The organism is Rhodococcus sp. NPDC079359, from assembly GCF_040702585.1.
In the GTDB taxonomy this organism is placed as follows: Bacteria; Actinomycetota; Actinomycetes; order Mycobacteriales; family Mycobacteriaceae; genus Rhodococcoides.
This window is the reverse complement of sequence record NZ_JBFBLH010000001.1, coordinates 299,591-323,798: the sequence shown is the minus strand read 5'-3', so window position 1 is coordinate 323,798 and position 24,208 is coordinate 299,591. Positions and strand designations below refer to the sequence as shown.

General features: G+C 64.3%; 26 protein-coding genes. 6 read left to right on the top strand and 20 right to left on the bottom strand.

Going from position 1 to position 24,208, the window contains the following annotated elements; genetic code table 11:
* Nucleotides 1-6 precede the first annotated feature (6 nt).
* Both AB0362_RS01575 and AB0362_RS01570 read right to left on the bottom strand, forming a co-directional pair.
* A complete protein-coding gene (locus AB0362_RS01575) occupies nucleotides 7-1,518 on the bottom strand; it encodes an amino acid permease (RefSeq protein WP_366234693.1) in 1,512 nt (503 codons plus the stop codon).
* 25 nt (nucleotides 1,519-1,543) lie between these two features.
* A complete protein-coding gene (locus AB0362_RS01570) occupies nucleotides 1,544-3,070 on the bottom strand; it encodes an aldehyde dehydrogenase family protein (protein ID WP_094642083.1) in 1,527 nt (508 codons plus the stop codon).
* A 243-nt stretch (nucleotides 3,071-3,313) separates the two neighbouring features.
* On the opposite strand from AB0362_RS01570, the gene AB0362_RS01565 reads away from it, so the two are divergent.
* Complete coding sequence (locus tag AB0362_RS01565) at nucleotides 3,314-3,568, top strand: hypothetical protein (RefSeq protein WP_068050740.1); 255 nt, start codon at nucleotides 3,314-3,316, stop codon at nucleotides 3,566-3,568.
* Between the two features lie 126 nt (nucleotides 3,569-3,694).
* Complete coding sequence (locus AB0362_RS01560; protein ID WP_366234692.1) at nucleotides 3,695-4,615, top strand: YdcF family protein; 921 nt, start codon at nucleotides 3,695-3,697, stop codon at nucleotides 4,613-4,615.
* On the opposite strand, the gene AB0362_RS01555 is transcribed toward AB0362_RS01560, so the two are convergent.
* Nucleotides 4,609-5,202: a TetR/AcrR family transcriptional regulator gene (locus AB0362_RS01555; protein WP_366234691.1), complete on the bottom strand. Its 594-nt coding sequence runs from the start codon at nucleotides 5,200-5,202 to the stop codon at nucleotides 4,609-4,611. The two genes, AB0362_RS01560 and AB0362_RS01555, sit on opposite strands and share 7 nt — an antisense overlap.
* A gap of 76 nt (nucleotides 5,203-5,278) precedes the next feature.
* Between AB0362_RS01555 and AB0362_RS01550 the strand changes: the two genes are divergently transcribed.
* Complete coding sequence (locus tag AB0362_RS01550) at nucleotides 5,279-5,758, top strand: DUF4188 domain-containing protein (protein WP_366234690.1); 480 nt, start codon at nucleotides 5,279-5,281, stop codon at nucleotides 5,756-5,758.
* Between the two features lie 11 nt (nucleotides 5,759-5,769).
* Here the strand turns inward: AB0362_RS01550 and nuoN are convergent, their stop codons facing one another.
* The 14 genes from nuoN to AB0362_RS01480 all read right to left on the bottom strand — a co-directional run bounded on the left by nuoN (nucleotide 5,770) and on the right by AB0362_RS01480 (nucleotide 21,195).
* The gene (gene nuoN, locus AB0362_RS01545; RefSeq protein ID WP_366234689.1) at nucleotides 5,770-7,323 is read right to left on the bottom strand and encodes an NADH-quinone oxidoreductase subunit NuoN; all 1,554 of its coding nucleotides are present in this window, start codon (nucleotides 7,321-7,323) and stop codon (nucleotides 5,770-5,772) included.
* Complete coding sequence (locus tag AB0362_RS01540) at nucleotides 7,320-8,858, bottom strand: NADH-quinone oxidoreductase subunit M (protein WP_366234688.1); 1,539 nt, start codon at nucleotides 8,856-8,858, stop codon at nucleotides 7,320-7,322. The genes nuoN and AB0362_RS01540 overlap by 4 nt, the downstream gene beginning before the upstream one ends.
* On the bottom strand, nucleotides 8,855-10,723 hold the full coding sequence (gene nuoL, locus AB0362_RS01535) for an NADH-quinone oxidoreductase subunit L (protein ID WP_094642093.1): 1,869 nt from the start codon (nucleotides 10,721-10,723) through the stop codon (nucleotides 8,855-8,857). Before nuoL ends, AB0362_RS01540 begins: the two co-directional genes overlap by 4 nt.
* Nucleotides 10,724-10,736: 13 nt before the next feature.
* Complete coding sequence (gene nuoK / locus AB0362_RS01530) at nucleotides 10,737-11,036, bottom strand: NADH-quinone oxidoreductase subunit NuoK (RefSeq protein WP_008717020.1); 300 nt, start codon at nucleotides 11,034-11,036, stop codon at nucleotides 10,737-10,739.
* A complete protein-coding gene (locus tag AB0362_RS01525) occupies nucleotides 11,033-11,785 on the bottom strand; it encodes an NADH-quinone oxidoreductase subunit J (RefSeq protein WP_366234687.1) in 753 nt (250 codons plus the stop codon). Before AB0362_RS01525 ends, nuoK begins: the two co-directional genes overlap by 4 nt.
* Entirely contained in the window at nucleotides 11,782-12,327 is a 546-nt protein-coding gene (gene nuoI, locus AB0362_RS01520; protein ID WP_068050732.1) for an NADH-quinone oxidoreductase subunit NuoI, read from the bottom strand. Before nuoI ends, AB0362_RS01525 begins: the two co-directional genes overlap by 4 nt.
* Nucleotides 12,320-13,630 (bottom strand): NADH-quinone oxidoreductase subunit NuoH, encoded by a 1,311-nt coding sequence (gene nuoH, locus AB0362_RS01515; protein WP_317812927.1) that lies wholly within the window; start codon nucleotides 13,628-13,630, stop codon nucleotides 12,320-12,322. The genes nuoI and nuoH overlap by 8 nt, the downstream gene beginning before the upstream one ends.
* Nucleotides 13,627-16,062 (bottom strand): NADH-quinone oxidoreductase subunit G, encoded by a 2,436-nt coding sequence (locus tag AB0362_RS01510; RefSeq protein ID WP_366234686.1) that lies wholly within the window; start codon nucleotides 16,060-16,062, stop codon nucleotides 13,627-13,629. The genes nuoH and AB0362_RS01510 overlap by 4 nt, the downstream gene beginning before the upstream one ends.
* Nucleotides 16,059-17,360: an NADH-quinone oxidoreductase subunit NuoF gene (gene nuoF / locus AB0362_RS01505; RefSeq protein ID WP_317784219.1), complete on the bottom strand. Its 1,302-nt coding sequence runs from the start codon at nucleotides 17,358-17,360 to the stop codon at nucleotides 16,059-16,061. The genes AB0362_RS01510 and nuoF overlap by 4 nt, the downstream gene beginning before the upstream one ends.
* 1 nt (nucleotide 17,361) lies before the next feature.
* Nucleotides 17,362-18,255, bottom strand: coding sequence for an NADH-quinone oxidoreductase subunit NuoE (gene nuoE, locus AB0362_RS01500; protein WP_366234685.1), 894 nt, complete (start codon nucleotides 18,253-18,255; stop codon nucleotides 17,362-17,364).
* Nucleotides 18,252-19,550, bottom strand: a complete 1,299-nt coding sequence (nuoD, locus tag AB0362_RS01495; RefSeq protein WP_068050737.1) for an NADH dehydrogenase (quinone) subunit D — start codon at nucleotides 19,548-19,550, stop codon at nucleotides 18,252-18,254. Before nuoD ends, nuoE begins: the two co-directional genes overlap by 4 nt.
* Nucleotides 19,550-20,212: an NADH-quinone oxidoreductase subunit C gene (locus AB0362_RS01490; protein ID WP_149405947.1), complete on the bottom strand. Its 663-nt coding sequence runs from the start codon at nucleotides 20,210-20,212 to the stop codon at nucleotides 19,550-19,552. The genes nuoD and AB0362_RS01490 overlap by 1 nt, the downstream gene beginning before the upstream one ends.
* A complete protein-coding gene (locus AB0362_RS01485) occupies nucleotides 20,209-20,763 on the bottom strand; it encodes an NADH-quinone oxidoreductase subunit B family protein (RefSeq protein WP_366234684.1) in 555 nt (184 codons plus the stop codon). Before AB0362_RS01485 ends, AB0362_RS01490 begins: the two co-directional genes overlap by 4 nt.
* A gap of 72 nt (nucleotides 20,764-20,835) precedes the next feature.
* Nucleotides 20,836-21,195 carry an NADH-quinone oxidoreductase subunit A gene (locus tag AB0362_RS01480; protein WP_032397854.1) on the bottom strand — a complete coding sequence of 120 codons (360 nt, stop codon included), beginning with the start codon at nucleotides 21,193-21,195 and terminating at the stop codon, nucleotides 20,836-20,838.
* A gap of 93 nt (nucleotides 21,196-21,288) precedes the next feature.
* Here AB0362_RS01480 and AB0362_RS01475 point away from each other — a divergent pair, with 93 nt between their 5' ends.
* The gene (locus tag AB0362_RS01475; protein ID WP_366234683.1) at nucleotides 21,289-21,486 is read left to right on the top strand and encodes a hypothetical protein; all 198 of its coding nucleotides are present in this window, start codon (nucleotides 21,289-21,291) and stop codon (nucleotides 21,484-21,486) included.
* Nucleotides 21,486-22,199, top strand: a complete 714-nt coding sequence (locus AB0362_RS01470; RefSeq protein ID WP_366234682.1) for an aquaporin — start codon at nucleotides 21,486-21,488, stop codon at nucleotides 22,197-22,199. Before AB0362_RS01475 ends, AB0362_RS01470 begins: the two co-directional genes overlap by 1 nt.
* Nucleotide 22,200: 1 nt before the next feature.
* Here the strand turns inward: AB0362_RS01470 and AB0362_RS01465 are convergent, their stop codons facing one another.
* Together AB0362_RS01465 and AB0362_RS01460 are read right to left on the bottom strand one after the other, a co-directional pair.
* The gene (locus AB0362_RS01465) at nucleotides 22,201-22,650 is read right to left on the bottom strand and encodes a hypothetical protein (RefSeq protein ID WP_366234681.1); all 450 of its coding nucleotides are present in this window, start codon (nucleotides 22,648-22,650) and stop codon (nucleotides 22,201-22,203) included.
* A 79-nt stretch (nucleotides 22,651-22,729) separates the two neighbouring features.
* Nucleotides 22,730-23,371, bottom strand: coding sequence for a hypothetical protein (locus tag AB0362_RS01460; protein ID WP_366234680.1), 642 nt, complete (start codon nucleotides 23,369-23,371; stop codon nucleotides 22,730-22,732).
* A gap of 100 nt (nucleotides 23,372-23,471) precedes the next feature.
* Between AB0362_RS01460 and AB0362_RS01455 the strand changes: the two genes are divergently transcribed.
* Complete coding sequence (locus tag AB0362_RS01455; RefSeq protein WP_068050747.1) at nucleotides 23,472-23,747, top strand: hypothetical protein; 276 nt, start codon at nucleotides 23,472-23,474, stop codon at nucleotides 23,745-23,747.
* 9 nt (nucleotides 23,748-23,756) lie between these two features.
* Here the strand turns inward: AB0362_RS01455 and AB0362_RS01450 are convergent, their stop codons facing one another.
* Nucleotides 23,757-24,188: a hypothetical protein gene (locus AB0362_RS01450; RefSeq protein ID WP_366234679.1), complete on the bottom strand. Its 432-nt coding sequence runs from the start codon at nucleotides 24,186-24,188 to the stop codon at nucleotides 23,757-23,759.
* Nucleotides 24,189-24,208 lie beyond the last annotated feature (20 nt).

The window sequence follows — 24,208 nt, the reverse complement described above, 5'->3', positions numbered from 1 at the left end:
CTCCTTCTAGTCGCCCGTGGAGGCATGTGATTTCAGAGTGCCGATGTGCTTGCGTCCCTTGACTGCGTACCACAGCAGGCCGACGCCCAGAATGCCGCCGATGTAGACGAACGCCCCGAACGTGTTGTACCAGGGGGTTCCGTACACGGCCTCGCGAGGCCAGGCGAGGTTGATCGCCATCCCTGCGCCCCACACCACTGCCGCGATGTTCACCGGCAGACCCCACCTGCCCATCGTGAAGTACCCGCCGGGCTTCAGGTCCTCCGGCGGCCACTCCCCCTTCACTCGTTTGACCAACAGCGGCGCGGTGACCATCAGATACGCGAGGTAGATCATGATGATCGCGATCGACGTGAGGACCGTGAAGATCTGCGGCTGACCGATGTTGACGACGAGAATGACGATGGCCAGCACGCCGATGGTCACTGCTGGCACCACCGGTGTCTGGGTCTTCGGGTTCACCTTGGCCAGACTCTCGCCGAAGGGCAGTGCGTTGTCTCGCGCCATCGCGAACGTGAGCCGAATCGCCGCGGTGTGCACCGCCAGCGAGCAGACGAAGACCGCGATGACGATGCAGATGAGGAAGACGGTGCCCAGTGGGCCCCACATCACGGCTTCGACGATGGACTGCAAGCTGCCGTCCGGGCTGCCGAGCGACGGATCGTTGAGGTCCGGCGCGGCCATGACGGCGAACACCAGGATGGCTCCACCGATGACGAACGACGCGAGAATGGCGCGCAGGATGGCCTTCGGCGCGGTACGCCGGGGTTCGACGGTCTCCTCTCCGAGCGAGCTCGCAGTGTCGAAGCCGTACATCACGTAGCCCGACGCCAACGACGCCACCAGGAAGGCTCCGAGGTACCCGCCGCTCTCACCGGCACCGTAGCCGTTGGTGGAGAAGAACACCTCGGGGCCGCGGTTGATGTTGGCCGCGAGCAGAGTCGCGATCAACACGGCCGCGATGAGCTCGATGAACACTCCTGCGCTGTTGATCATCGCCATCAGCCGGACCCCGAGCGCATTGATCGTCGTGGTGATGGCGATCAGGATCGCACCGAGCAGCACCGCGTTGGCCGCGAAATCACTGGCACCGGAACCGTCACCGATGATCTGGAATCCGCTCCAGATACGGGGCAGATTCAGCTGCAATGCCAGCGCCACGGCGGACAGCGTCACGATCGAGGCCGTCAGCATCAACCAGCCCGCAGACCATCCGACGATTCTGCGGCCCAACAACTTCGCCCAGTTGTACACCGAACCCGCTACCGGATACTTCGCGGCCAGTTCCATGAAGCACAGTGCCACGCAGAGCTGACCGACGAACACTGCAGGCCACGACCACAGATACGCCGGTCCGGCCGCACCGAATCCGAAATAGAACAGCTGGAACGTACCGGTGAGAATGGAGATGTAGCTGACGCCCGCAGCGAAGCTGGCGAATTTGCCGAGGCTTCGATCGAGTGACTCCTTGTAGCCGAAGTCGTCCATTCCGCTCGAACTGTCGTTCAGTAGTGCCATGCGCCTGGCCTTTCCGATCTTTTCGTTATCGGGTGCCGAACCACCCCGCCGCCGTGGGCGAGGTGTTGTGCCAAATATGTTTCGCCTCTTGATATTCGGACATTCCGGACGGACCGAGTTCGCGGCCGTTACCGGATTGCTTGAAGCCGCCCCATTCTGCGGCAGCGGTATAGACACCGAAGTCGTTGAGCCACACCGTTCCATGGCGAAGCCCACGCACCATTCTTTCGCCTCGCGCGGCGTCGGATGTCCGAACTCCCGCGGCGAGACCGTAATTCGTATCGTTACCCAGCAGGAGTGCTTCGGCCTCGGTGTCGAAGCGTTCCACAGTGAGTATGGGCCCGAATGTCTCCTCCTGCACGATATTCATCGACCGATCGCAATGGTCGAAAATCGTGGGCAGAAAGTAGCTGCCGGCATCCAGTTCCGGATTGTCCGGTTCGGTACCACCGATGACCAACGTCGCACCCTCTTCGATTCCGCCCGCGACGAAGGCTGCGATCTTCTCTCGCTGAGCCTGCGACACGAGCGGTCCGGTCTCGCTGGCCGGGTCCATACCCGGGCCGATCACGATGGTCTTCGCACGTTCGGCAACGGCAGCAACGAAACGGTCGGCGACCGATTCTTCGATGATGAGCCGGGTGCCTGCCGAACACACCTGACCCGAATGCAGAAAGACTCCGGTCAGGACGTTGTCGACCGAGTCGGCGAATGCCTGATCGTCGGCCACCGCGTCGGCGAACACGATATGTGGATTCTTGCCACCGAGCTCGACGGCCACCTTGGTGACGTTCTCGGCCGCCGCGGCCAAGATGTGCCTACCTGTCGCCAGCCCACCGGTGAAGGAAATGAAGTCGACGTCGCGGTTCCTGGTGAGCGCGTCCCCGAGAACCGCGCCGCTGCCCTGCAGCAGGTTGACCACACCGGCCGGCACTCCGGCTTCTTCCACCAACTTGGTGAACGCGATGGTGCTGAGCGGAGTCACCTCGCTCGGCTTGAGCACCATCGTGCAGCCGGCCGCCAGCGCCGGGGCGATCTTCCACGAGATCTGCAGCAGCGGATAGTTCCACGGCGCGATCATGACGCAGACGCCGATCGGTTCGTGCACCACTCGGCTGATGATTTCGGGTCGGTCGACGTCGATCAGACGATCGGCTTCGACCACTGCAAGATCGGCGTAGAAGCGAAAGACCGACGTCACGTCGTCGATGTCGATTTCACTCTCGCCGAACGTTTTTCCGGTATCGAGAGTCTCGATACGCGCGAGCTCGGCCTTGTCTCTCTGGAGCAGATCTGCGATGCGATTCAACAGATTGCTGCGCTCACCCACCGTCACCGACCGCCACGGCCCGTCGTCGAACGCCGCCCGCGCCGAGGCCACCGCGCGCAGAGCATCGTCCGGAGTGGCCTCGTCCACGACGGCGACCGTGCTGCCGTCCGCGGGGTTCACGATGTCTCGGGTTCCGCCGTCACCGGATCCCTGCCACTGCCCGTCGACGAACAACGAGGGCCGCAGCGCGGTCGGGTCGAATCCTGCATCGGAGTCGGTCACCGAAACACCTTCTTCCGTATGGGGGGTCGTGTCGTGTGTCTACGCTATGCCCTCAGCGCCCGGCGGTCCCGTCGATCCGTTCGTGAACCTCGTCTTCCCGCGGACCGATGCGCGAACATACCGTCCTCCCCGCTGAGAGGCATTGGCCTCCGCCCCTTTTCCTGCTGCGATTGTCGAACATGCGACGGCACTGTGTCGGACATGCAACAGCACAGTGCAGCGCAGCGCATTACGCTGGGATTCATGACTATCGAAGATGTGGGCGGCAGACGAACGGTGACGGCGGACGAGCTTCTTCTCCTGGTGGGTGATCACCTGCTCATAGAGGAGGGTGTCGCGACCGGGTTCATCGAGAGCGCGGGCCAGGTTGCCGAGAGCGTGGCGGTGACGGTGACCGACGGCGTCGACGGAACCACGACGACCGAACGGGTGTTCCTTCCCGATGCCGAGGTGACCATCGAACCCGCCGATCGCGGACGCGCCCCTGTCACGATGTGAGGGCAGGACAATCCCTGCTCAGAAGTACATTCATGTAACTCGAACAACTCTGCTCACATTAGTCACACAGGCACCGAACTGAGCTAGGGTGGCGGAAACCCGTCACCGTTCGGAAGGACGTCAGCAGTGCGACAAGGCCGAGGACACCCGACCGTTCGCGTTGCCGTCGTGTCCTGTGCCGCTGCCCTCGCCGTCGGTTTCGGCTCGTTCACGGCAGTGGCCGATCCCGAGGCGTCGGCCCCGGCAACCGCCGCCGAGTCGGTCCGCTCGGCCGACGCAGATCAGTACAACGGCGCGCAGGACGCACTGGTGAAGGGTCGCTACGACGACGGTTTCGCTGCCCTCGACGCACTCGCACTCGCCGCCCCGGACGACGCCAACGTGGCAGCGCTGCAAACGTTCTATGCCAACGCGACCGCCGATACCGATGCGCGTGCGCAACACTCGGCTCGCCTGCACACGCTGTCTCCCGCCCTCGCCGATGCAGTCGACCGGGCCATCGCCGTCATCGACGAAGCCGCGACGGAGACAATCGACTTCGACCCGATCACCGACGGACCCCGCACCGCGATCGTGGTACTCGGTCTGGGCCTGAACGGCGACGGCAGCACGACCCCGGAGTTGGTGGAGCGTCTGCGCTCGGCCGTCGCCGCGGCGGAGCGCTCCCCCGAGTCCCCCATCATCGTCACCGGCGGAAATCCGCAGAGCGGCGTCACCGAGGCCGAGGCGATGCAGCGATGGCTCGTCGAGGAAGGCATCGCGGCCGACCGCATTCACACCGAATCGACCGCGAATTCGACGGTGCAGAACGCACAGCGAGCTACCGCACTGGCCGCCGAGATCGGCGTCGACGATCTCGTGCTGGCGACGACCCCCAGTCATCTTCGACGAGCGATCTCCGACTTCGAGATCGCGGGCGGCGCTGTGATCGGCGCTGCGACAGCAACTCCCGACGATCTTCCGGATCTGCCTGCACTCGCTCCGACGGCACGGTTGGGCATGACCGTCGATGCCACCAAGATCCTCGGGATCCCGCGCACCTACTGACGCGTCCACCCTCGCAGCACCGACTCCGTTCCGGCTTCGAACGTCGCCCGACGGGTCTCGTCGTCGGAGTTCGTCGGCATCGCCAGTTCCAACGACACCAGACCGTGCACGATCGCCCAGAACGAGTGGCTGATCAACTCGACCGGCGCCCCGGCCATGATGCCGTCCGCAACGGCGCGTGCCACCGCCGCCCGGAGCGGGTCCATAGCCGCGGATGCGAGTTGCGCCTCGTCGGATACATCGATCGAACCGAGTACTCCGCCGAACATCACCGCGTACAGATGCGGATTACGTAGCGCCCACTCTCGGTACGCGATAGCCAGTGCACGCAGATCGACCTCGGGATCGCCGGTGACCGGAACCCTGCGCTGAGCGTCCCCGAAACTCGAGAACGACGTGGCGAACAGTGCCACGAGCAGCTCGGCGCGACCACCGAACAGTGAGTAGATCGCGGTGGTCGAGGTGCTCTGCGCAGCCGCGAGTTTACGTAGCGACAACGAGTCGACGCCTTGCTGCGCAACGGTTTCCGCCGCGGCCTCGAGTAGCCGTGTCCGCAACTCGGCGTCGTGAATTCTTGGTCTCGCCACTTGCGAAACCTACCACAACGGTGTTTTATAACAGTGTCACACAACGCTTCGATCATCGAACGGACGGGAACAAGTCATGCCAACCATCATCGACGGCCGCACCACGGTCGAATCCGAACGAGACACCGTCACGGTCTTCCTCATCGGAATGCGCATCAACAATCCCCTTGCCGTTCGCTCCTGGTTACCCGCGGTGCGGGCGATGCCGCGGATGCTCGGCCATCTCGAGCGGGATCCCGCCTCCGGGCTGCTCGGATACCACTCGTGGTTGGGACGCACCACCATGCTGGTCAGCTATTGGCGCAACGCCGAGGACCTCACCCGGTTCGCCTCCGACCCCGACGCACCACATGCACCCGCCTGGCGCGCCTTCAATCGATCGGTAGCCGCAACCCGCCATGTCGGTGTGTGGCACGAAACCTATACCGCGACAGCACAGAACAGTGAGGCGATCTACGTCAACATGCCTGCGTTCGGACTCGCGGGAGCCATCGGTGGACTCCCGGTCGGTAGCGGCTCGCACACGTGGAAGCAGCGAATGAAGTCTCCGAACTGATTGCTCGACGGCTACAGGAAGTTCCCGGCACGCGCAGCCAGGTCGAGAACGGGCTGCGGGAAGACTCCGAGGGCCACGGTGACCACCACCGAGACCCCGATCGCGCACGACACCGACGCCGTCGGCCGCACGATCGTGGCGGTCCGCTCTCCCGGATCGGTGAAGAACATGAGCACGATCACCCGCACGTAGAAGAACGCTGCAATCGCGCTGCACACCACTCCGACCACGACCAGTGCCGCTCCCCCAGCGCCCGAGGCAGCGCTGAACACCGCGAACTTGCCGATGAATCCACTGGTGAGCGGAATGCCGGCGAACGAGAGCAGGAACAACCCGAACACTGCCGCCACCAGCGGTGACCGACGACCGATTCCGGCCCACCGTTCCAGATCGCTCACTTCACCGCGTTCGTCGCGCGCCAAACCGATGATCGCGAACCCTCCGAGAGTGCTGAAGGCATACGCCAACAGATAGAACATCGTGGCCGACACACCCGAATCACCCACATCACCCAGTGCCGTCACTCCGGTGAGGATGAATCCGGTGTGCGCAACGGACGAGTATGCCAGCATCCGTTTGACATCGGTCTGCGTCACCGCGACGACGGAACCCAGCACCATGGTTGCGATCGCCACGACCCACAGCATCGGCCGCCAACTCGATTCGAGACCGGGAAGCGCCACCCCGAAGATGCGAAGAATCGCACCGAACGCCGCGACCTTGGTCACCGTGGCCATCAGAGCCGTCACCGGCGTGGGGGCACCCTGGTAGACGTCGGGAATCCACGAATGAAACGGCACAGCACCGACCTTGAACAACAGACCCACCGCGAGCAGGGCGGTTCCGATCAGCGCGAGCGATCTGCCCTGACCGTCCACCGCGATGGCGTCGGCGATGCCGTCCAACCGAACGGTTCCGGCGTATCCGTACAGGAAGGCAACCCCGAACAGGAAGAACGCGGACGAGAACGCGCCCAGCAGAAAGTATTTGAGGGCAGCTTCCTGCGAGAGCAAGCGCCGTCGCCTGGCCAGTCCGCAGAGCAGATACAGCGGCAAGGACAGCACTTCCAGCGCCACGAACATCGTCAGCAGATCCGTGGCCGCCGGAAAGAGCAACATGCCACCGATCGCGAACATCGCCAGAGGAAACACCTCGGTCTGGGCGACGCCTGCATCGATGGCCTCCTTCTCCGCCACGCTGCCCGGAGTGGTCGATGCCTGCGGGGTGAACGAATCGATGCGACGCTCGGCACCGGCCCCGGTGACTGCAACGGTGCGCTCCGCCAACAGCGCGATCGCCGGAATCGACACCAGCACAATGGTTCCCTGCAGAAACAGCGTCGGCCCGTCGATCGCAACCGCGCCGGACATCGCCGACGCCTCGGTGCCTGCCAGACCCAGGATGGCCGCCAGCGCCGCCACCAGTCCCGCGAGAGCGAGACCCACATGCGTGATCCGACGGGCTCGCAGCGGCACGAACGCCTCGACGAGAACACCGAGAACTGCGACCGAGAACACGATCAGCATCGGTGCCAGCAGACCGTACTGCACCTCGGGTGTGGTCATCGCTGACCTCCTGAACTGTCGACGATCGTGGATTGCACTGCCGGAGTGATGACATCGAGCGCGGGTTTCGGATACACCCCGAGCACGATCAGCAACGCGATCAGCGGCACCACCACGGCCAGCTCACGGCGAACGAGATCGGGCACCGTCTCGTTGCCCTCCCGGACCGGCCCGGTCATGACGCGTTGGTAGAGCCACAGTATGTAGATCGCCGACAGCACGAGGGCTCCGGCGGCCACAATCGCGGCGACTCCGTATCGACCGAACGTGCCGATCAGCACGAGGAATTCGCTCACGAACGGGGCGAGGCCGGGTAGGGAGAGCGTGGCGAGTCCCGAGATCAGGAACGTTCCGGCGAGCACCGGTGCCACCTTCTGCACACCGCCGTAGTCGGCGATCGCTCGTGATCCTCGACGCGACACGAGGAAGCCTGCGATCAAGAACAGTGCGGCCGTGGAGATTCCGTGGTTGACCATGTACAGCGTGGCACCGGCCTGACTCTGACCGGTCATGGCGAAGATACCGAGGATGATGAATCCGAAGTGCGAAATCGACGTGTAGGCAATCAGTCTCATCATATCGGTCTGGCCGATCGCCAGTATCGCGCCGTAGACGATGCCGATGACTGCGAGTGTGATGATCCACGGCGCGAACGTCTGCGACGAGCCGGGGAACAGTTCGAGACAGAACCGCAGCATCGCGAACGTGCCCACCTTGTCCACCACCGACATCATCAGCACCGCGGTGGCGGGTGTGGACTGCACTGCGGCGTCGGGTAGCCACGAGTGGAACGGCCACAACGGTGCCTTGATAGCGAACGCGAACATGAAGCCGAGGAACAGTGCGTTCAGAACCATCGGATCCACACCGAGTCCGCCCGATGCCGCCGCGTCGGCAATCACGCGCAGATCGAATGTCCCGCCGTCGAAAGGCCCGTCGGGTCGCGCGGTCACCACGTACAGGCCGATGACGGCAGCCAACATGATCAGACCGCCGAACAGGTTGTACAACAGGAATTTCACCGCGGCGCGCGTTCGACGCACTCCCCCGAAACCACCGATGAGGAAGTACATCGGAATCAGCATCGCCTCGAAGAAGATGTAGAACAACAAAACGTCCAACGCGAGGAACGACACGAGCACCATCGACTCGACCACAAGGATCAACGCCATGTACGTGTGCGACACCCGACGGGAGCCGTAATTCGCGACGCGACTGCCGTCGTACCAGCCCGCGACGAGCAGCAGGGGCGTCAGAACGGTGGTGAGCAACACCAGGACCAGGCCGATTCCGTCAAGTCCGAGGGTGTACCGCGCACCGAAAGCCGCTATCCACGAGTGGTCTTCGACGAATTGGTACCGATCACCACCGGAGTCGAACGACACTGCCAGGGCGACCGACACGGCCAGTGTTCCGGCAGCGAAACCCACTGCCACACTGCGCGCGACGGTCGGGCGAGCGGCGGGCACCAGGGCGACGACGATCGCTCCGAGCATCGGGAGCACCCACAGGACGGTCAACCAGGGAGTCGTCACAGAGCCACCACCATCAGTACCACGAGAACGGCTCCCGCGAACATCGCCAACGCGTACGAGCGCACATAGCCCGTCTGCAGTCGCCCGGACCGCGTCGATGCGCCGCCGATCGAGCTCCCCACCCCGTCCACGACGGCGTCGATACCGTTGTCGGCGTGCACCAGTGCGCGCGTGAGTGTTTGTCCTGGCCGCATGAATGCCGCCTCGTTGACGGCATCTCCGTAGAGATCGGCACGTGCAGCTCGGGTCAGGGGCGAGACATCCTCGGGTGGTGTCGGCGGAACCTCGTTCGCGATGTACTTGCGGTACGCGATGCTCGCACCGACCAGCACGACCACCAGGACGGCGACGGTGACCACCCAGGCCGGAATCGCGTGCTCCTCGTGTTCCGATCCCACCACCGGTTCCAGCCATGCCTCGAGGCGCCCACCCACCGCGAGGAAGGCTCCCGACGCCACCGAGCCGACGGCCAACACGATCATCGGGACGGTCATCGTCGCCGTCGCCTCGTGCGGATGTGCCTGCGCGGACCAGCGTTTCGGACCGAAGAACGTCAACAGCATCACCCGAGTCATGTAGAAGGCCGTCAGCCCTGCACCGAGCAATGTCACGCAGCCGAGAATCGGACCTGCCACTCCCTCGGCGGCGAATGCGACCTCGATGATCGGATCCTTGGCGAAGAAGCCGGAGAACGGCGGCAGTCCGATGATCGCGAGATAGCCGAGGCCGAACGTGACGAACGTGATCGGCATCGCGGCGCGGAGTCCACCGAACTGTCGCATGTCGGTCTCGTCGTTCATCGCGTGCATCACCGAGCCCGCGCCCAGGAACAAGCCCGCTTTGAAGAAGCCGTGCGAGATCAACAGCACGATGGCGTAGGCGTAACCGGAGGGTCCGAGCCCGGCCGCGAGCACCATGTACCCGATCTGACTCATCGTCGACGCCGCGAGCGCCTTCTTGATGTCGTCCTTTGCACAACCGATGACGGCACCGAACAGCAAGGTGACCGCACCGACGGTGACGGTGGCCGCGCGGGCGGTGGGCGACGCCTCGAACACCGGTCCGGAGCGCACGATGAGATACACCCCGGCCGTGACCATCGTGGCCGCGTGAATCAGTGCCGACACCGGTGTCGGGCCCTCCATGGCGTCCCCGAGCCACGATTGCAGCGGCACCTGCGCCGACTTTCCACACGCCGCCAACAGCAACATCAGCGCCATGGCGGTGGCCACCGATTCGCTCGCCTCGCCGATTCCGGCGAACACGTCGTCGTACTGCACGGAGCCGAAGTTCACGAACATGATCATCAGCGCAACGGCCAGGCCGATATCGCCGACTCGGTTGACCACGAACGCTTTTCGGGCAGCCGATGCAGCCGACGGCTTGTGCTGCCAGAAGCCGATCAGCAGATACGACGCCAGACCGACTCCCTCCCACCCCAGATAGAGGCCGAGGAAGTTGTCGGCCAGAACCAGCAGCAGCATGGCGGCGAGAAACAGGTTGAGGTACGCGAAGAAGCGCCGCCGCTCGGCGTCGTGGCTCATGTAGCCGATGGAGTACACGTGAATGAGCGACCCGACTCCGGTGATCAGCAGGACGAAGCAAATCGACAGTTGATCTGCGCGCAAGCCGAAGTCGACCTGCAGTTCGTCGACCGGAACCCACCGGAACAGGGTCTGGGTGAGCGTCCTGTTCGACTCGTCACGCCCGAGCATCGAGGCGAACACCACCGCGGCCACCACGAACGACGACACCGCTGCCGCCGTCGCGACCAGATGTCCCCAGGAGTTGCAGCGCCGGCCACCGAGCAACAGGAACGCCGCACCGAACGCCGGCAGAGCCGGAAGAAGCCACAGGATCGACATCGTTGTTCCCCCGTCAGTTCTTCATCAGTGAGTTCTCGTCCATGGAGATAGAACGACGAGAACGGAAGATGGCCATGATGATGGCCAGGCCCACCACCACCTCGGCAGCGGCGACCACCATGGTGAAGAACGCGAACAACTGCCCGTCGAGATTGCCGTGCATGCGGGAGAACGTCACGAACGCGAGATTGACTGCGTTGAGCATCAATTCGATGCACATGAACACGATGATGGCGTTGCGCCTGACGATGACGCCTGCCGCGCCGATCGTGAACAGCAGAACGGACAGGTAGAGATAGTTCTCCGGATTCATCGCTCGTCACGCTCGATCCGAGGATCGGCGAACATGGCGTTGACGGAGGACTCGGATTCGGTTCCGTCGGGCAACAGAGCGCGGCGATCCACCCCGTTGTGGCGGGCGTACACCCCTGGACTCGGCAGCGGTGTCACCCTCGAACCATCGCGGAATCGATCCCGGGCCATTTCTCGCTGACCCTTGACCGGCCCCAGAGCTTCCCGGTGCGCCAGAATCATCGCCCCGATGGTGGCAGTGATCAGCAGTGCCCCGGTCAACTCGAACGCCCACACGTACTCGACGAAGATCAGCTCGGCCAGGCCCTCGACGTTTCCGGTGGAGTTGACGGCGTCGAGACCGGCGAAGTCGAGCCGACCGCTCCGGACCGAATCGCGCAGCAGCACCCCGATGATCAACAGCCCGAAGCCGATTCCGATGACGACGGCCGCGATGCGGTGCCCGCGCAGGGTTTCGGTCAGCGACTCCGAGGTGTCGACTCCGACGAGCATCAGCACGAACAGGAACAGCATCATGACCGCGCCGGTGTAGACGACGATCTGCACGACACCGAGGAACAACGCCCCCTGCGCCATGTAGAAGGTCGCCAGCACCACCATAGTTGCGGCGAGGAACAATGCCGAGTAGACGGCTTTGGTACTCATCACCACCCCGAGCGCACCGATGACGGCTACGACGCCGAGGGTCCAGAACTGCACTGCCTCACCGGTGGACGTGGCCTCGAGGGCGAGCTGAGCGATGGCAGTCATCGAACCGGACCGCCCTCGGTTTCGTTTGTTTTCTCATCGCCGGTGACGATGCCGCGGTAGTAGTCCTCCGCCGAACGGCCCGGAGCCATCGCGTGCGGCGGGGCCACCATGTCCGGCTCGAGCGGAGCCAGCAGGGAGTCCTTCTCGTAGATCAGATCGGCTCGGTTGTCACCGGCGAGTTCGTACTCGTTGGTCATCGTGAGAGCCCTGGTCGGGCAGGCCTCCACACACAATCCACACCCGATGCACCGCAGGTAATTGATCTGATAGACCCCGCCGTAGCGCTCACCCGGAGAGAACCTCTCGGTCTCGGTGTTGTCGGCTCCTTCGACGTAGATGGCGTCGGCCGGGCAGGCCCACGCGCACAGTTCGCAACCGATGCACTTCTCGAGACCGTCGGCGTACCGATTGAGTTGATGACGACCGTGGTAGCGAACCTCCGTCGGCTTCTTCTCCTCCGGATACAACTCCGTCTCGGCCTTCTTGAACATCGTCGCGAAGGTGACTCCGAAACCGGCTATGGGACCGAGAAATTCAGGCATCGGCGTTCTCCTTCGGTGACCTGGCGGCGGATGAGCGCACACCGGCGTGCCGGCTCGGGAAAGTCGAGCCCTGGGTGGGAATGGGAGGTATCGGGAATCCGCCTGCCACAGCGTCGAACTCGGCAACGGGCACACCAGGCGGCACGTTCCGCTCCCGCGCACGCCTGCGCACCATCAGCAGCAGTGAACCCAGTACGGCCACCGCGAAGATCATCGACACGACAAACGTGACCAGCGGTACGTCGTAACGATCGGCCCCGAGTACCCGCACCGTCGCGATCACCATCACCCAGATCAGCGCAACGGGAATGAGAATCTTCCAGCCGAAGCTCATGAACTGGTCGTAGCGCAGCCTCGGCAGCGTCGAACGCAGCCAGATGAACACGAACAGGAACACCCAGACCTTGAGGGTGAACCACAGCACCGGCCACCACCCCGAATTGGCACCGCTCCACAGACTCAACGGGATCGGAGCCTGCCAGCCGCCGAGGAACAGCGTGGTCGCGAGCGCCGAGACGGTCACCATGTTGATGTACTCGGCGAGCATGAACATGGCGAAACGAAGAGACGAGTACTCGGTGTGGAATCCGCCCACCAACTCACCCTCAGCCTCGGGCAGATCGAACGGAGCGCGGTTGGTCTCGCCGACCATCGCCGTCACGTACACCAGGAACGACGGCAGCAGCAGGAAGATGTACCAGGTGTTCTGTTGCGCAGCAACGATTCCGGAAGTCGACATGGTCCCGGCGTACAGGAAGACCGCCGCGAACGACAGGCCCATCGCGACCTCGTAGGAAATCACCTGCGCCGTCGAACGCAGCGCACCGAGCAGCGGATACGTCGAACCCGACGCCCACCCCGCCAACACGATCCCGTACACACCCACCGACGTGACCGCGAGAATGTACAGAACACCCACCGGCAGGTCGGTCATCTGCAGCGGCGTCGTCGTACCGAACACCGACACCTCGGGACCGAACGGAATCACCGCGAAGGCCATGAACGCAGGAACCACCGAAATGATCGGAGCCAGAACGTAGATCGGCTTGTCGACACCGGTCGGAGTGATCCCCTCCTTCAATGCCAGCTTGATCCCGTCCATCAGCGACTGCAACAGCCCCCACGGGCCCACCCGGTTGGGTCCCACCCGCATCTGCATCCACGCCATGATCTTGCGTTCGGCGTAGATCGCAACCAGCGGTGTCAGCACCAGGAAGACGAAGACCGCCAAAGCTTTACCGACAACCAACCACCACGGATCGTTGCCGAACATCGACAGATCGGTCGGCGCGGCCATGATCATGACTGCCCACCTCGGGGTCGTTCCGCAGAACCATGCCGAATACTCACCACTGCGCCCGACTGCACCCCAAGCGAGCGATACACCGTCGAACCGGGCGAGTTCATCGGTATCCACACCACGGTGTCGGGCAGATCGGTGATCGTCAGCGGCAACGTGATCGAGCCACGGTCCGTCGCAACACTCACCAGATCGCCGGTCTCGGCTCCGATGGCCGAGGCCGTTGCCGCAGACAGCCGAACGGTAGGTGCGCGACCGGTCGCGGCGAGATTGTCCTCCCCGTCCTGCATTCGTCCCGCATCGATGAGCATCCGCCACGTGGCCAGAATCGCCTGTCCCGGACCGAGGGTCGGAACGTCCGCGCGGGGCGCCACCCGGGCCACCGCGGTGCGCGGGCCGTTCCACACACCGAGGCGAGCCAACTCGGCGCGTACCGCTGCCGCGTCGGGCACGGCCAGTTCGACGCCCATCTGCGCGGCGATGGCGTCGAGGATGCGTTGATCCGGCATCACCGCGCCTGCACCGAGTGCAGTGTCGAACGTACGGGGTCGGCCTTCCCAGTCGACGAAAGTTCCCGACTTGTCGACCACCGGTGCCACTGGGAACACCACGTCGGCCCGCTCGGTGACCGCGCTGTGGCGCAGTTCGAGGCTCACCACGAACGCCGATCGGTCCAATGCGTCGAGTGCCTCCCGGGGGTCCGGCAGATCGTCGAGATCGATTCCCGCAGTGACCAGAGCGCGATCCGGTCCTGCGTCGGCCAGGATCGCCGCCGTGTCGCGGCCCACCTCCGCCGGCAACTCGGGCACTCCCCACACCGCGGCCACCTCGGCGCTCGCAGCCGCATCGGCAACAGGACGCCCGCCGGGCAGGACGTTCGGCAGCGCCCCTGCGTCGAGCGCACCGCGTTCGCCGGCGCGTCGAGGAATCCAGGCCAGGCTCGCGCCGGTGTCGTCCGCCAGTTTCGATACCGCCGCCAGACCACCGGGAACGCAGCCGAGCCGCTCGCCCACGAGGACGATCGCACCGGGCTCCCGGAGGAGGTGTGCAATCGATTCGGTGCCGCGATCGCCGACGTGCAACGCATCGAGCCAGCCCGGCTCCTCGCCGGGAATCGACTGCAGCAGGACGCCGTCCAGCTTGCGTAGGCCCCGGGTGGAGAACGGCGCGATCGATGCCACCACCACTGCGCTCGTGCGGTGCGCCTTACGTAGCCTCAGGAACACCAGGGGTGACTCTTCCTCGGGCTCGAAGCCGACCAGTAGCACCACGGGGGCGTTCTCGAGATCGGAGTAGGTGACGCCCAACCCGGTCGCCGCGATACGACCGGCCAGGAAACTTGCTTCCTCGGCGCTGTGATCCCGATTGCGGAAGTCGATGTCATTGGTGGCCAGAACTTTTCGGGCGAACTTGGCATAGGCGTAGGAGTCTTCGAGAGTCGATCGTCCGCCCACGAGTACCGCGGCACGTCCGACCGACCCGGCCAATCCCGTTGCCGCAGCCGCCAATGCAGCCGACCACGACGTTTCGATCAACTCCCCGGATTCGTCGCGGATCATCGGCGAGGTGATGCGGTCGGGTTCGGTGGCGTACTTGAATGCCCACCGGCCCTTGTCACAGTTCCATTCCTCGTTGACCTGGGGATCGTCACCGGCCAGCCGTCGCATGACCTTGCCGCGTCGATGGTCCGTGCGTTGAGCACAGCCCCCTGCGCAGTGCTCGCACACGCTCGGCGACGAGGTGAGGTCGTACGGGCGCGCCCGGAACCGATACTCGGTGTTGGTCAGCGCACCCACCGGACAGATCTGCACGGTGTTGCCCGAGAAGTAGGAGTCGAACGGCTCGTCGCCGAAGATCCCCACCTGTTGAATCGCACCACGTTCGAGTAGCTCGATGGACGGATCGCCGGCCACTTGAGCTGCGAAGCGAGTGCATCGCGCACACAGGACGCACCGTTCGCGGTCCAGCAACACCTCGGCCGACAGCGGAATCGGCTTGGGGTACGTGCGTTTGGTCTCGACGAACCTGGACTCGGCCCGGCCCGCAGCCATCGCCTGGTTCTGCAGTGGACACTCACCGCCCTTGTCACACACCGGGCAATCGAGCGGATGGTTGATCAGCAGCAGCTCCATGACGCCGCGTTGCGCCTTCTCCGCCGACTCCGATGTCACTTGGGTGCGCACGATCATGCCCTCGGCCACTGTCGTGGTGCAGGACGCCAACGGCTTGCGCTGCCCTTCGACGTCGACCAGGCATTGCCGGCACGCCCCCACCGGATCGAGCAGCGGGTGATCGCAGAAGCGCGGAATCTGCACGCCCATCAGCTCGGCGGCGCGAATCACCAACGTGCCCTTGGGAACACTGATCTCGTGGTCGTCGATGGTCAGTGTCACCATGTCGACCGGAGTGACCGATTGCTCCGTCTGTGCCGTCATGACGTCAGCTCCTCTGCCATCAGGGTCGATCGGTGTGGATCGAATGGGCATGCCTGTTCGGTGACGTGTCGGATGTATTCGTCGCGGAAGTACTTCAGCGAGGACACGATCGGGCTTGCGGCTCCGTCTCCCAACGCGCAGAACGATTTTCCGGCGATGCCGTCCGCGATGTCGAGCAGAGTCGTGAGGTCGGCTTCGGTACCGGTTCCGCCGTCGAGGCGGCGCAGGATCTGCACCAGCCAGTAGGTTCCTTCTCGGCACGGCGTGCATTTGCCGCAGGATTCGTGTGCGTAGAACTCCGTCCATCGCAACACTGCTCGCACGACGCAGGTCGTGTCGTCGAAGATCTGCAAGGCCTTGGTGCCCAACATCGATCCGGCGGCGCCGACGCCCTCGTAGTCGAGCGGCACGTCCAGATGCTCGCCGGTGAACATCGGTGTCGACGATCCTCCCGGTGTCCAGAACTTGAGCTCGTGACCGGGCCGGATACCGCCCGCGTAGTCCAGCAGTTCCCGCAGGGTGATGCCCAGCGGGGCCTCGTACTGGCCGGGTCGACACACGTGGCCGGAGATCGAGTACAGGGTGAACCCGGGTGACTTCTCGCTTCCCATCGATCGGAACCATTCGATGCCCTTGCGCAGGATCACCGGGACGCTGGCGATGGATTCGACGTTGTTGACCACCGTCGGCCGCGCGTATAGGCCCGCCACCGCGGGGAACGGTGGACGCAGTCGGGGTTGACCTCGTCGCCCCTCGAGCGAGTCGAGCAGCGCCGTCTCCTCGCCGCAGATGTAGGCCCCGGCCCCGGCATGTATCACCAGCTCGAGGTCGAACCCCGATCCGAGGAGGTTCTTGCCCAGGTAGCCGGCGGCGTAGGCCTCGGCAACTGCGGCCTGCAGTCTGCGCAGCACCGGTACCACTTCGCCGCGAACGTAGACGAATGCGTGCGATGCACGTATTGCGTAGGCCGCGATGATGATTCCTTCGATCAACGTGTGCGGACTCGCCATCATCAAGGGCATGTCCTTGCAGGTGCCCGGCTCCGACTCGTCGGCGTTGACCACCAGATAGTGAGCTTTCCCGTCACCCTGTGGAATGAAGCTCCACTTCGTTCCGGTGGGGAATCCCGCACCGCCACGGCCTCGCAGGCCGGAGTCCTTGACGAACGCGATGAGATCGTCGGGGTCCATGGCGAGGGCCTTCTCGAGCCCCCGATAGCCGTCGTGACTGCGGTAGGTGTCGAGTGTCCACGAGTCCTTCTCGCCCCAGAACTCGCTCAGCACCGGCGTCAGGGCCATGTCATTTCCCCTTCGTCGGTGGGTCGGTTTCGGTGGTGTTCGGCTGCGGTGGAACGGTCGCCGAAGGAGCCGGAGCCGGTTTCTCGCGCACCGTTTCCGCCACTGCTTCGGCACCGAGATCGGGATGGTCGTCCGGGGAGCCGGTGACGGCCCGGGGAGCCGTCATCGAATGCTCACGGGCGTACCGCAGACCCGCGAGACTGGCTTCGCCTGCGCTGCCGGTGGATTCGAGTGCACCCGGCCGATCGTCGGCGAAGCCGGCCAGAATTCGCTCGGTCTCGCGGAACGTGCACAGCGGAGCGCCGCGGGTCGGGGTCACCTGCGCACCGGATCGAAGCGCATCGACCAGTTCCCGTGCCGACGCCGGAGTTCTGTTGTCGAAGAACTCCCAGTTGACCATCATCACCGGCGCGAAGTCGCAGGCGGCGTTGCACTCGATGTGCTCGAGGGTGATCGCACCGTCGGCGGTGGTCTCGCCGTGGTCGATATCGAGGTGATCCCGCAGCGCGTCCATGATGGCGTCGCCGCCCATGACGGCGCACAGGGTGTTGGTGCACACTCCGACGCGATAGTTTCCGGTGGGCTCGCGGCGGTACATCGAGTAGAAGGTCGCGACCGCGGTGACCTCTGCTCCGGTGAGATCGATTACGCCCGAACAGAATTCGATTCCGGCCGGCGTGAGATATCCGTCCTCGGATTGCACCAGGTGCAGCAGCGGTAGCAACGCCGATCGGGCCTGAGGATAACGACTCAGGATGATCTCGGCGTCGGCGCGCAGGCGGGCACGCACGTCGGCGGGATAGGACGCACGGGCGTCGGGGCCGACCAGCTGTACTGCTTCCTCGGGGCGAGCTCCGAGTTGGACGAGCACCGGCTCCGAGCGTGGCGTGGTCATCGGTCCACCCCGCCCATCACCGGATCGATACTGGCAACGGCAGCGATGACATCGGAGATCATGCCGCCCTCGCACATCGCGGCAACCGCCTGCAGGTTGGTGAACGAGGGGTCTCTGAAATGCACTCGGTACGGCCGAGTTCCACCGTCACTGACGATGTGCACACCCAGTTCGCCTCGCGGCGATTCCACCGTGGACAGCACTTGGCCCGCCGGCACACGCATGCCCTCGGTCACCAATTTGAAGTGGTGGATCAACGACTCCATCGAGGTGTCCATGATGGTGCGCACGTGGTCCTGAGAATTGCCGAGACCATCGGGTCCGGAGACGAGTTCGGCCGGCCAGGCGATCTTCTTGTCGTCGATGACCACCGGTCCGGGCCGAAGACGATCGAGAGTCTGCTCGACGATCTTGAGCGATTCCTTCATCTCTTCGACGCGAATCAGATAGCGCCCGTAGCAGTCGCATCCGGTGTCGGTGACGACATCGAACTCGTAGTTCTCGTACCCGCAGTAGGGGTCGGACCGGCGCAGATCGTAGGGCAGTCCGGTCGACCGAAGCACCGGCCCGGTGACGCCGAGGGCCATGCACCCGGTCAGGTCCAGGTAGCCGACGTTCTCGGTTCTGGCCTTCCAGATCGGGTTGTCGTTGAGCATGAGTTCGAGATCGCGTAGCCGTCCGGGAAGAACCCGCAGCAACTCGCGAACCTTGTCGATCGCATCGGCGGGCAGGTCCTGAGACAAGCCGCCAGGACGGATGTAGGCGTGGTTCATTCGAAGTCCGGTGATGGCCTCGAAGACGTCGAGAATCAGCTCGCGCTCCCGGAAGCCGAACAGCATCGCCGTCACGGCACCCAATTCCATTCCACCCGTGGCCAATGCCACGAGGTGCGACGAGATCCGATTGAGCTCCATCAGCATCACCCGGATCACCGTCGCGCGCTCGGGAATGTCGTCGGTGATGTCGAGCAGCTTCTCCACCCCGAGGCAGTACGCGGTCTCGTTGAAGAAGGGCGAGAGATAGTCCATCCGAGTGACGAACGTGACGCCCTGAGTCCAGTTGCGATACTCGAGATTCTTCTCGATACCGGTGTGCAGGTAACCGATTCCACACCGGGCCTCGGTGACGGTCTCGCCTTCGATCTCGAGAATCAACCGCAGCACACCATGGGTCGACGGGTGTTGCGGACCCATGTTGACCACGATGCGTTCCGTGGTCGACCCGCGCGCAAGTTCGACCACGTCGTCCCAGTCCTGGCCCGACACTGCATAGATGGTTTCGTCCGTTGCGCTCATCAGTTGTACGACCTGCGCTCGTTGGGAGGCGCGACCCGAGCGCCCTTGTACTCGATGGGAATACCGCCCAGGGGATAGTCCTTGCGTTGCGGGTGCCCGACCCAGTCGTCCGGCATCTCGATCCGCGTCAGCGCGGGATGACCGTCGAACACGATGCCGAAGAAGTCGTAGACCTCGCGTTCGTGCCAATCGTTGGTCGGATAGACCGCGCAGAGCGACGGTGTGTGCGGATCCGCATCGGGTACAGCGACTTCGAGTCGCAGGCGGCGTCCGTGGGTGATGGACACCAGATGGTAGACCGCGCGCAGTTCCCGGCCGACCTGATCCGGGTAGTGCACACCCGATGCCCCCGTGCACAATTCGAATCTCAGTTCCTCGTCGTCACGGAGAGCGCGGGCGACGGCGGGCACGTGTTCTCGCGAGAGATGCAGCGTCAGTTCGTCGCGAAAGATCACGGCACGCTCGACGGCGTCCTCGAAGGGTACGGCCGCGTCACCGGTGTCGAGGACCGCGGCCAATCGGTCGACCACGGCGTCGAAGTAGCTGCCGTAGGGCCGGACAGCCGTGTCCACCGATGCCACCGGCGGCTGCAACCGGCCGTAGCCGGAGGTGTCACCGCTCCCCCGGACGCCGAACATCCCGCGGGGCCCGTCCGCCGTCATCGCAGCAGCCCCTTCAGATCGATGGTCGGGGTGGACGCCAACGCCGCAGCCTCGGCGGCCACGCGCACCTGCTCGCGATTGACACCCAGCGGCATCTGCTGAATCTTTTTGTGCAGCTCCAAGATTGCGTTGAGCAGCATCTCGGGTCGGGGCGGACAACCGGGTAGGTAAATGTCGACGGGAACGATGTGGTCGACGCCCTGCACCACCGCATAGTTGTTGAACATTCCGCCCGAGGACGCGCAGACGCCCATGGCCAGAACCCATTTCGGTTCCGCCATCTGGTCGTACACCTGCCGCAGCACAGGTGCCATCTTTTGGCTGACACGGCCGGCCACGATCATCAGGTCCGCTTGGCGCGGAGACGCACGGAACGCTTCCATGCCGAATCGTGCGAGATCGAACCGACCGGAGGTGGTGGCCATCATCTCGATCGCGCAGCACGCGAGACCGAAGGTCGCGGGCCACAACGAGCCCTTACGGGCATATCCGGCCAACCCCTCTACGGTGGTCAGCAGAAATCCGCTGGGTAGCTTCTCTTCGAGTCCCATCGATCACACTCTTTCCGCATCCGTTCGAGGTGAGAACCGTGCATCGTGCCGTCGCCGATCAGTGGTTGGACGTCAGTCCCATCCGAGTCCGCCTCGCCGCCACTCGTAGACGTAGGCCACCGACACGTTGACGACGAACAGTGCCATGGCAACCAGTCCGAACGCGCCCAGCACATCGAGATGGACGGCCCACGGATACAGGAAGACGATCTCGATGTCGAAGATGATGAACAGCATCGCGGTCAGGTAGAACTTCACCGGAAATCGTTGTCCCGTCGGCGCATGCATCGTGGGCTCGATGCCGCACTCGTACGCGTCGAACTTCGCTCGGTTGTACCGCGCGGGTCCCACCATGGTGCCGACCATCACCGAGAACACCGCGAACACGACCGCAATGGCACCGAGAACGAGGATCGGAACGTAGGCGTTCATCCCGGCATCTGCTCCCTCGATCGACTACCGCGCCGGCGCGTAGTAAATGCGACGGCCGTACCAATGTGACCTGAACCACACAGTATGGGTTCGGTGTCGATCTCGCGGGATTTCGACGAGTCCAGTTTTCGTAAAGCGTTGACGCGCATGGATCACCCGAATTCGTCCGCCCCATGCAGTGTGACTCAGATCACCTGTCAGCCCCATGCGATCCGCACCGACGAAAACGACAAACCTCCCGACGATCTCGGCCGGCCGAACCAGGCTGCCGACATGGAACAGGAGAAATGATGAAATCGATTTCCGTCTCGGCGCTCGCCGCCGAGGGACTGGGAACTGCCCTGCTCGTGATCTTCGGCGTCGGCACCGCCGTGATCGCGGGCGACACCGTCGGAACCCCGGGCATCGCCCTGGCGTTCGGCCTCACGCTGCTCGCACTGGTCTATGCGATCGGGCCGATCTCGGGATGCCACATCAACCCGGCTGTGACGATCGGAGCCCTGATCGCTCGCGCCATCACCCCGATCAAGGCTGTGTTCTACATCGTCGCTCAGGCCGTCGGTGCACTGATCGGCGCGCTGATCGTACTGTTCGTCGCATCCGGCCGTCCCGGATACGACATGGCGGCGGACGGTCTGGGCACCAATGGGTTCGGCAGCGCCTCGCCCGGAGGATACGGGCTGGCGTCGGTCGCGGTGTTCGAGACGATCGCGACCGGCCTGCTCGTCCTCGTCGTACTCGCCACTACGGCCCCCACCGTTCACCCCGTCGTGGCAGCCGGCATTCCGATCGGCCTGACACTGACCGTGGTTCACCTGCTGGGCATCGGAATCGACTCGACGTCGGTCAACCCGGCTCGGTCCTTCGGCCCGGCCCTCCTCGCCGGCGGACCTGCCCTGTCACAGCTGTGGGTGTTCGTGGTGTTCCCCGTGCTCGGAGCTGTCATCGCAGGCGTGATCCATCGGCTCGTGCTGACGGTGCCCGCATCGGAGAAAACGGTCTGATCTAGCGCGATCGAGAGACCCGGGCACCGACGCGTACCGAGTGCTGCTTCAGCAGATCGACCACCGCTCGACCCAGCCGGATCGGATCCAGCGGGTGCGGAACAGCAGCCTCGGCGCGCGACCACTCGGCCAACCACGCATCGTCCGGACGTCCGATGAGTACCAACACCGGTGGGCAGTGAAGGATCTCGTCCTTCAACTGCTTCGCCAGACCCAGACCGCCGACAGGTGAGGACTCGCCGTCGAGAATCGCCAACGCGACATCGCCTGCATCCATGTGCTCGATGACGACGGCTGCCATGGCGATGTCGACGTACTCGATGTCACCGAGTGCGGGATCCGGTCGAGTTCCGACGGCAGACCGCACCTGGGCGCGGGTCGCGGCATTGCTGCTGTACACGAGCACGCGGACACGACCGGATGGACTCGCTCCCGCTGTGGCGTCGGACACATCGCGATGCTACCGCGCGGTCCCCGGCAAACGGATCGAAACAGCCACGGCCGACAGGTAATCGACGTTGCTGCGCCGGTCAGTTCTCGACGGTCACGACGACCGCGGCTGGTTCTTCGGTGGTGGTCACCGTGAACGCGGGTCGATCGGCCGCAACTCCGATGAAAGCCTGCGAGATTCCGCCGGGATCAGCCAGGAAATCGACCGAGGCGATCGCAGATTCCGCACCACCTCGCACCCGTTCCGGCCCGGCATACGAAGAGAAGGTGTCGTCGGAGTCCGTCGACGTACCCGACAGGTCCACCTGCAACACCGATCTCCCCGGCACTGCCAGCGGTTCACTGGTGCCGTAGCGAATGGCCTCGTCGACGTACCGCACCGTGTAGGACACCGGGCCGTTGCCTGCCAACCCGAACTCGACCGAAAACTCCTCCACCAGCACGTCGGTGACACCGACCGGCGACGCACCAGGGAATCGCGCGCCATCGAGGATCGGAGGAAGCTCTGTCACCGCGGGCGGCAGCGCTTCGACGGTCGGCCTGGGATTGGACATGGGATTACCGACGACCAGTGATCCCGTGACCGTGGTGTAGTTCGTGTCGGCCGAGACCTCGTCGACCGGGCCGCTGCCCCCTGCGCCGGCACAGCCCGCGGCCAAACCGAGCATCAGTGATCCGACGGCCGAGAGCGCGACCGGAGCCCTGCGGTGGCCGTCGTACATCGCCTCACCGTACTGAAGAAACCGATCGGTTCGGTAGTGCTGCGTCGACGCGATTCGGTCACGATTGCACCGACCTCCGATCCTGCTAGCGTCAGAGGGTATGGACCCGAAGAGCTATTCGTCCGGTGAGCGTGTGTTCGGTCCGCCCAACGGAACTTTCGACGCGGATTGGGCTGCGACCGCACTGCGATCGAACCGTCCCGAGTTGGACCACCCCACCTCGGTGCGCCTGGTGGAACAAGCCTGGGACCTACTCCGAACGCAAGGGCTGCGCGGAGAACGTCTCGCCACTGCGCTGGACCTCGAGCCCGGTCTTGCTGCTGCCGTGTCCGCGGTCGCCACCGAGACCGCCGAGCTGTACCTGGACCCTCGATAGCTCCAGGTCTCAGCTCCGTCCGAACTGCTCCCACGCGAACCCGGCCACGAGCACCGCTGTACCGCCGATTTCGGCGACGATCAACGACACCATGAACAGGTGCGTCCCCGGGACGGGATCGACGAACTGGTTTTCGGTGTCTCGCCGAAATCCGTGGACGGTGTAGCTCACCACGGCAGCGACGAAGAACACCAGCACCACCGACGCGGCGATCAGATCCACCATGACCGACCAGGCGCTGAACTGCGCCAGCACTGCGAGCACCAGGGCTGCGAACGAGTACATCAATGCTGCCCGATGGGCGATGTCGACATAACGATGCGCAGTGCCATCCGGCGACGTCGACATCTGGTGATACTTGATCACCCCCAACCCCAGTGCCCACAGCAGCAGGAGACCGGCCACGAGGACGATCACCTTGGTGTCCAGGTCCAGCTGCATGTCTTCCTCCCCCACTCGAT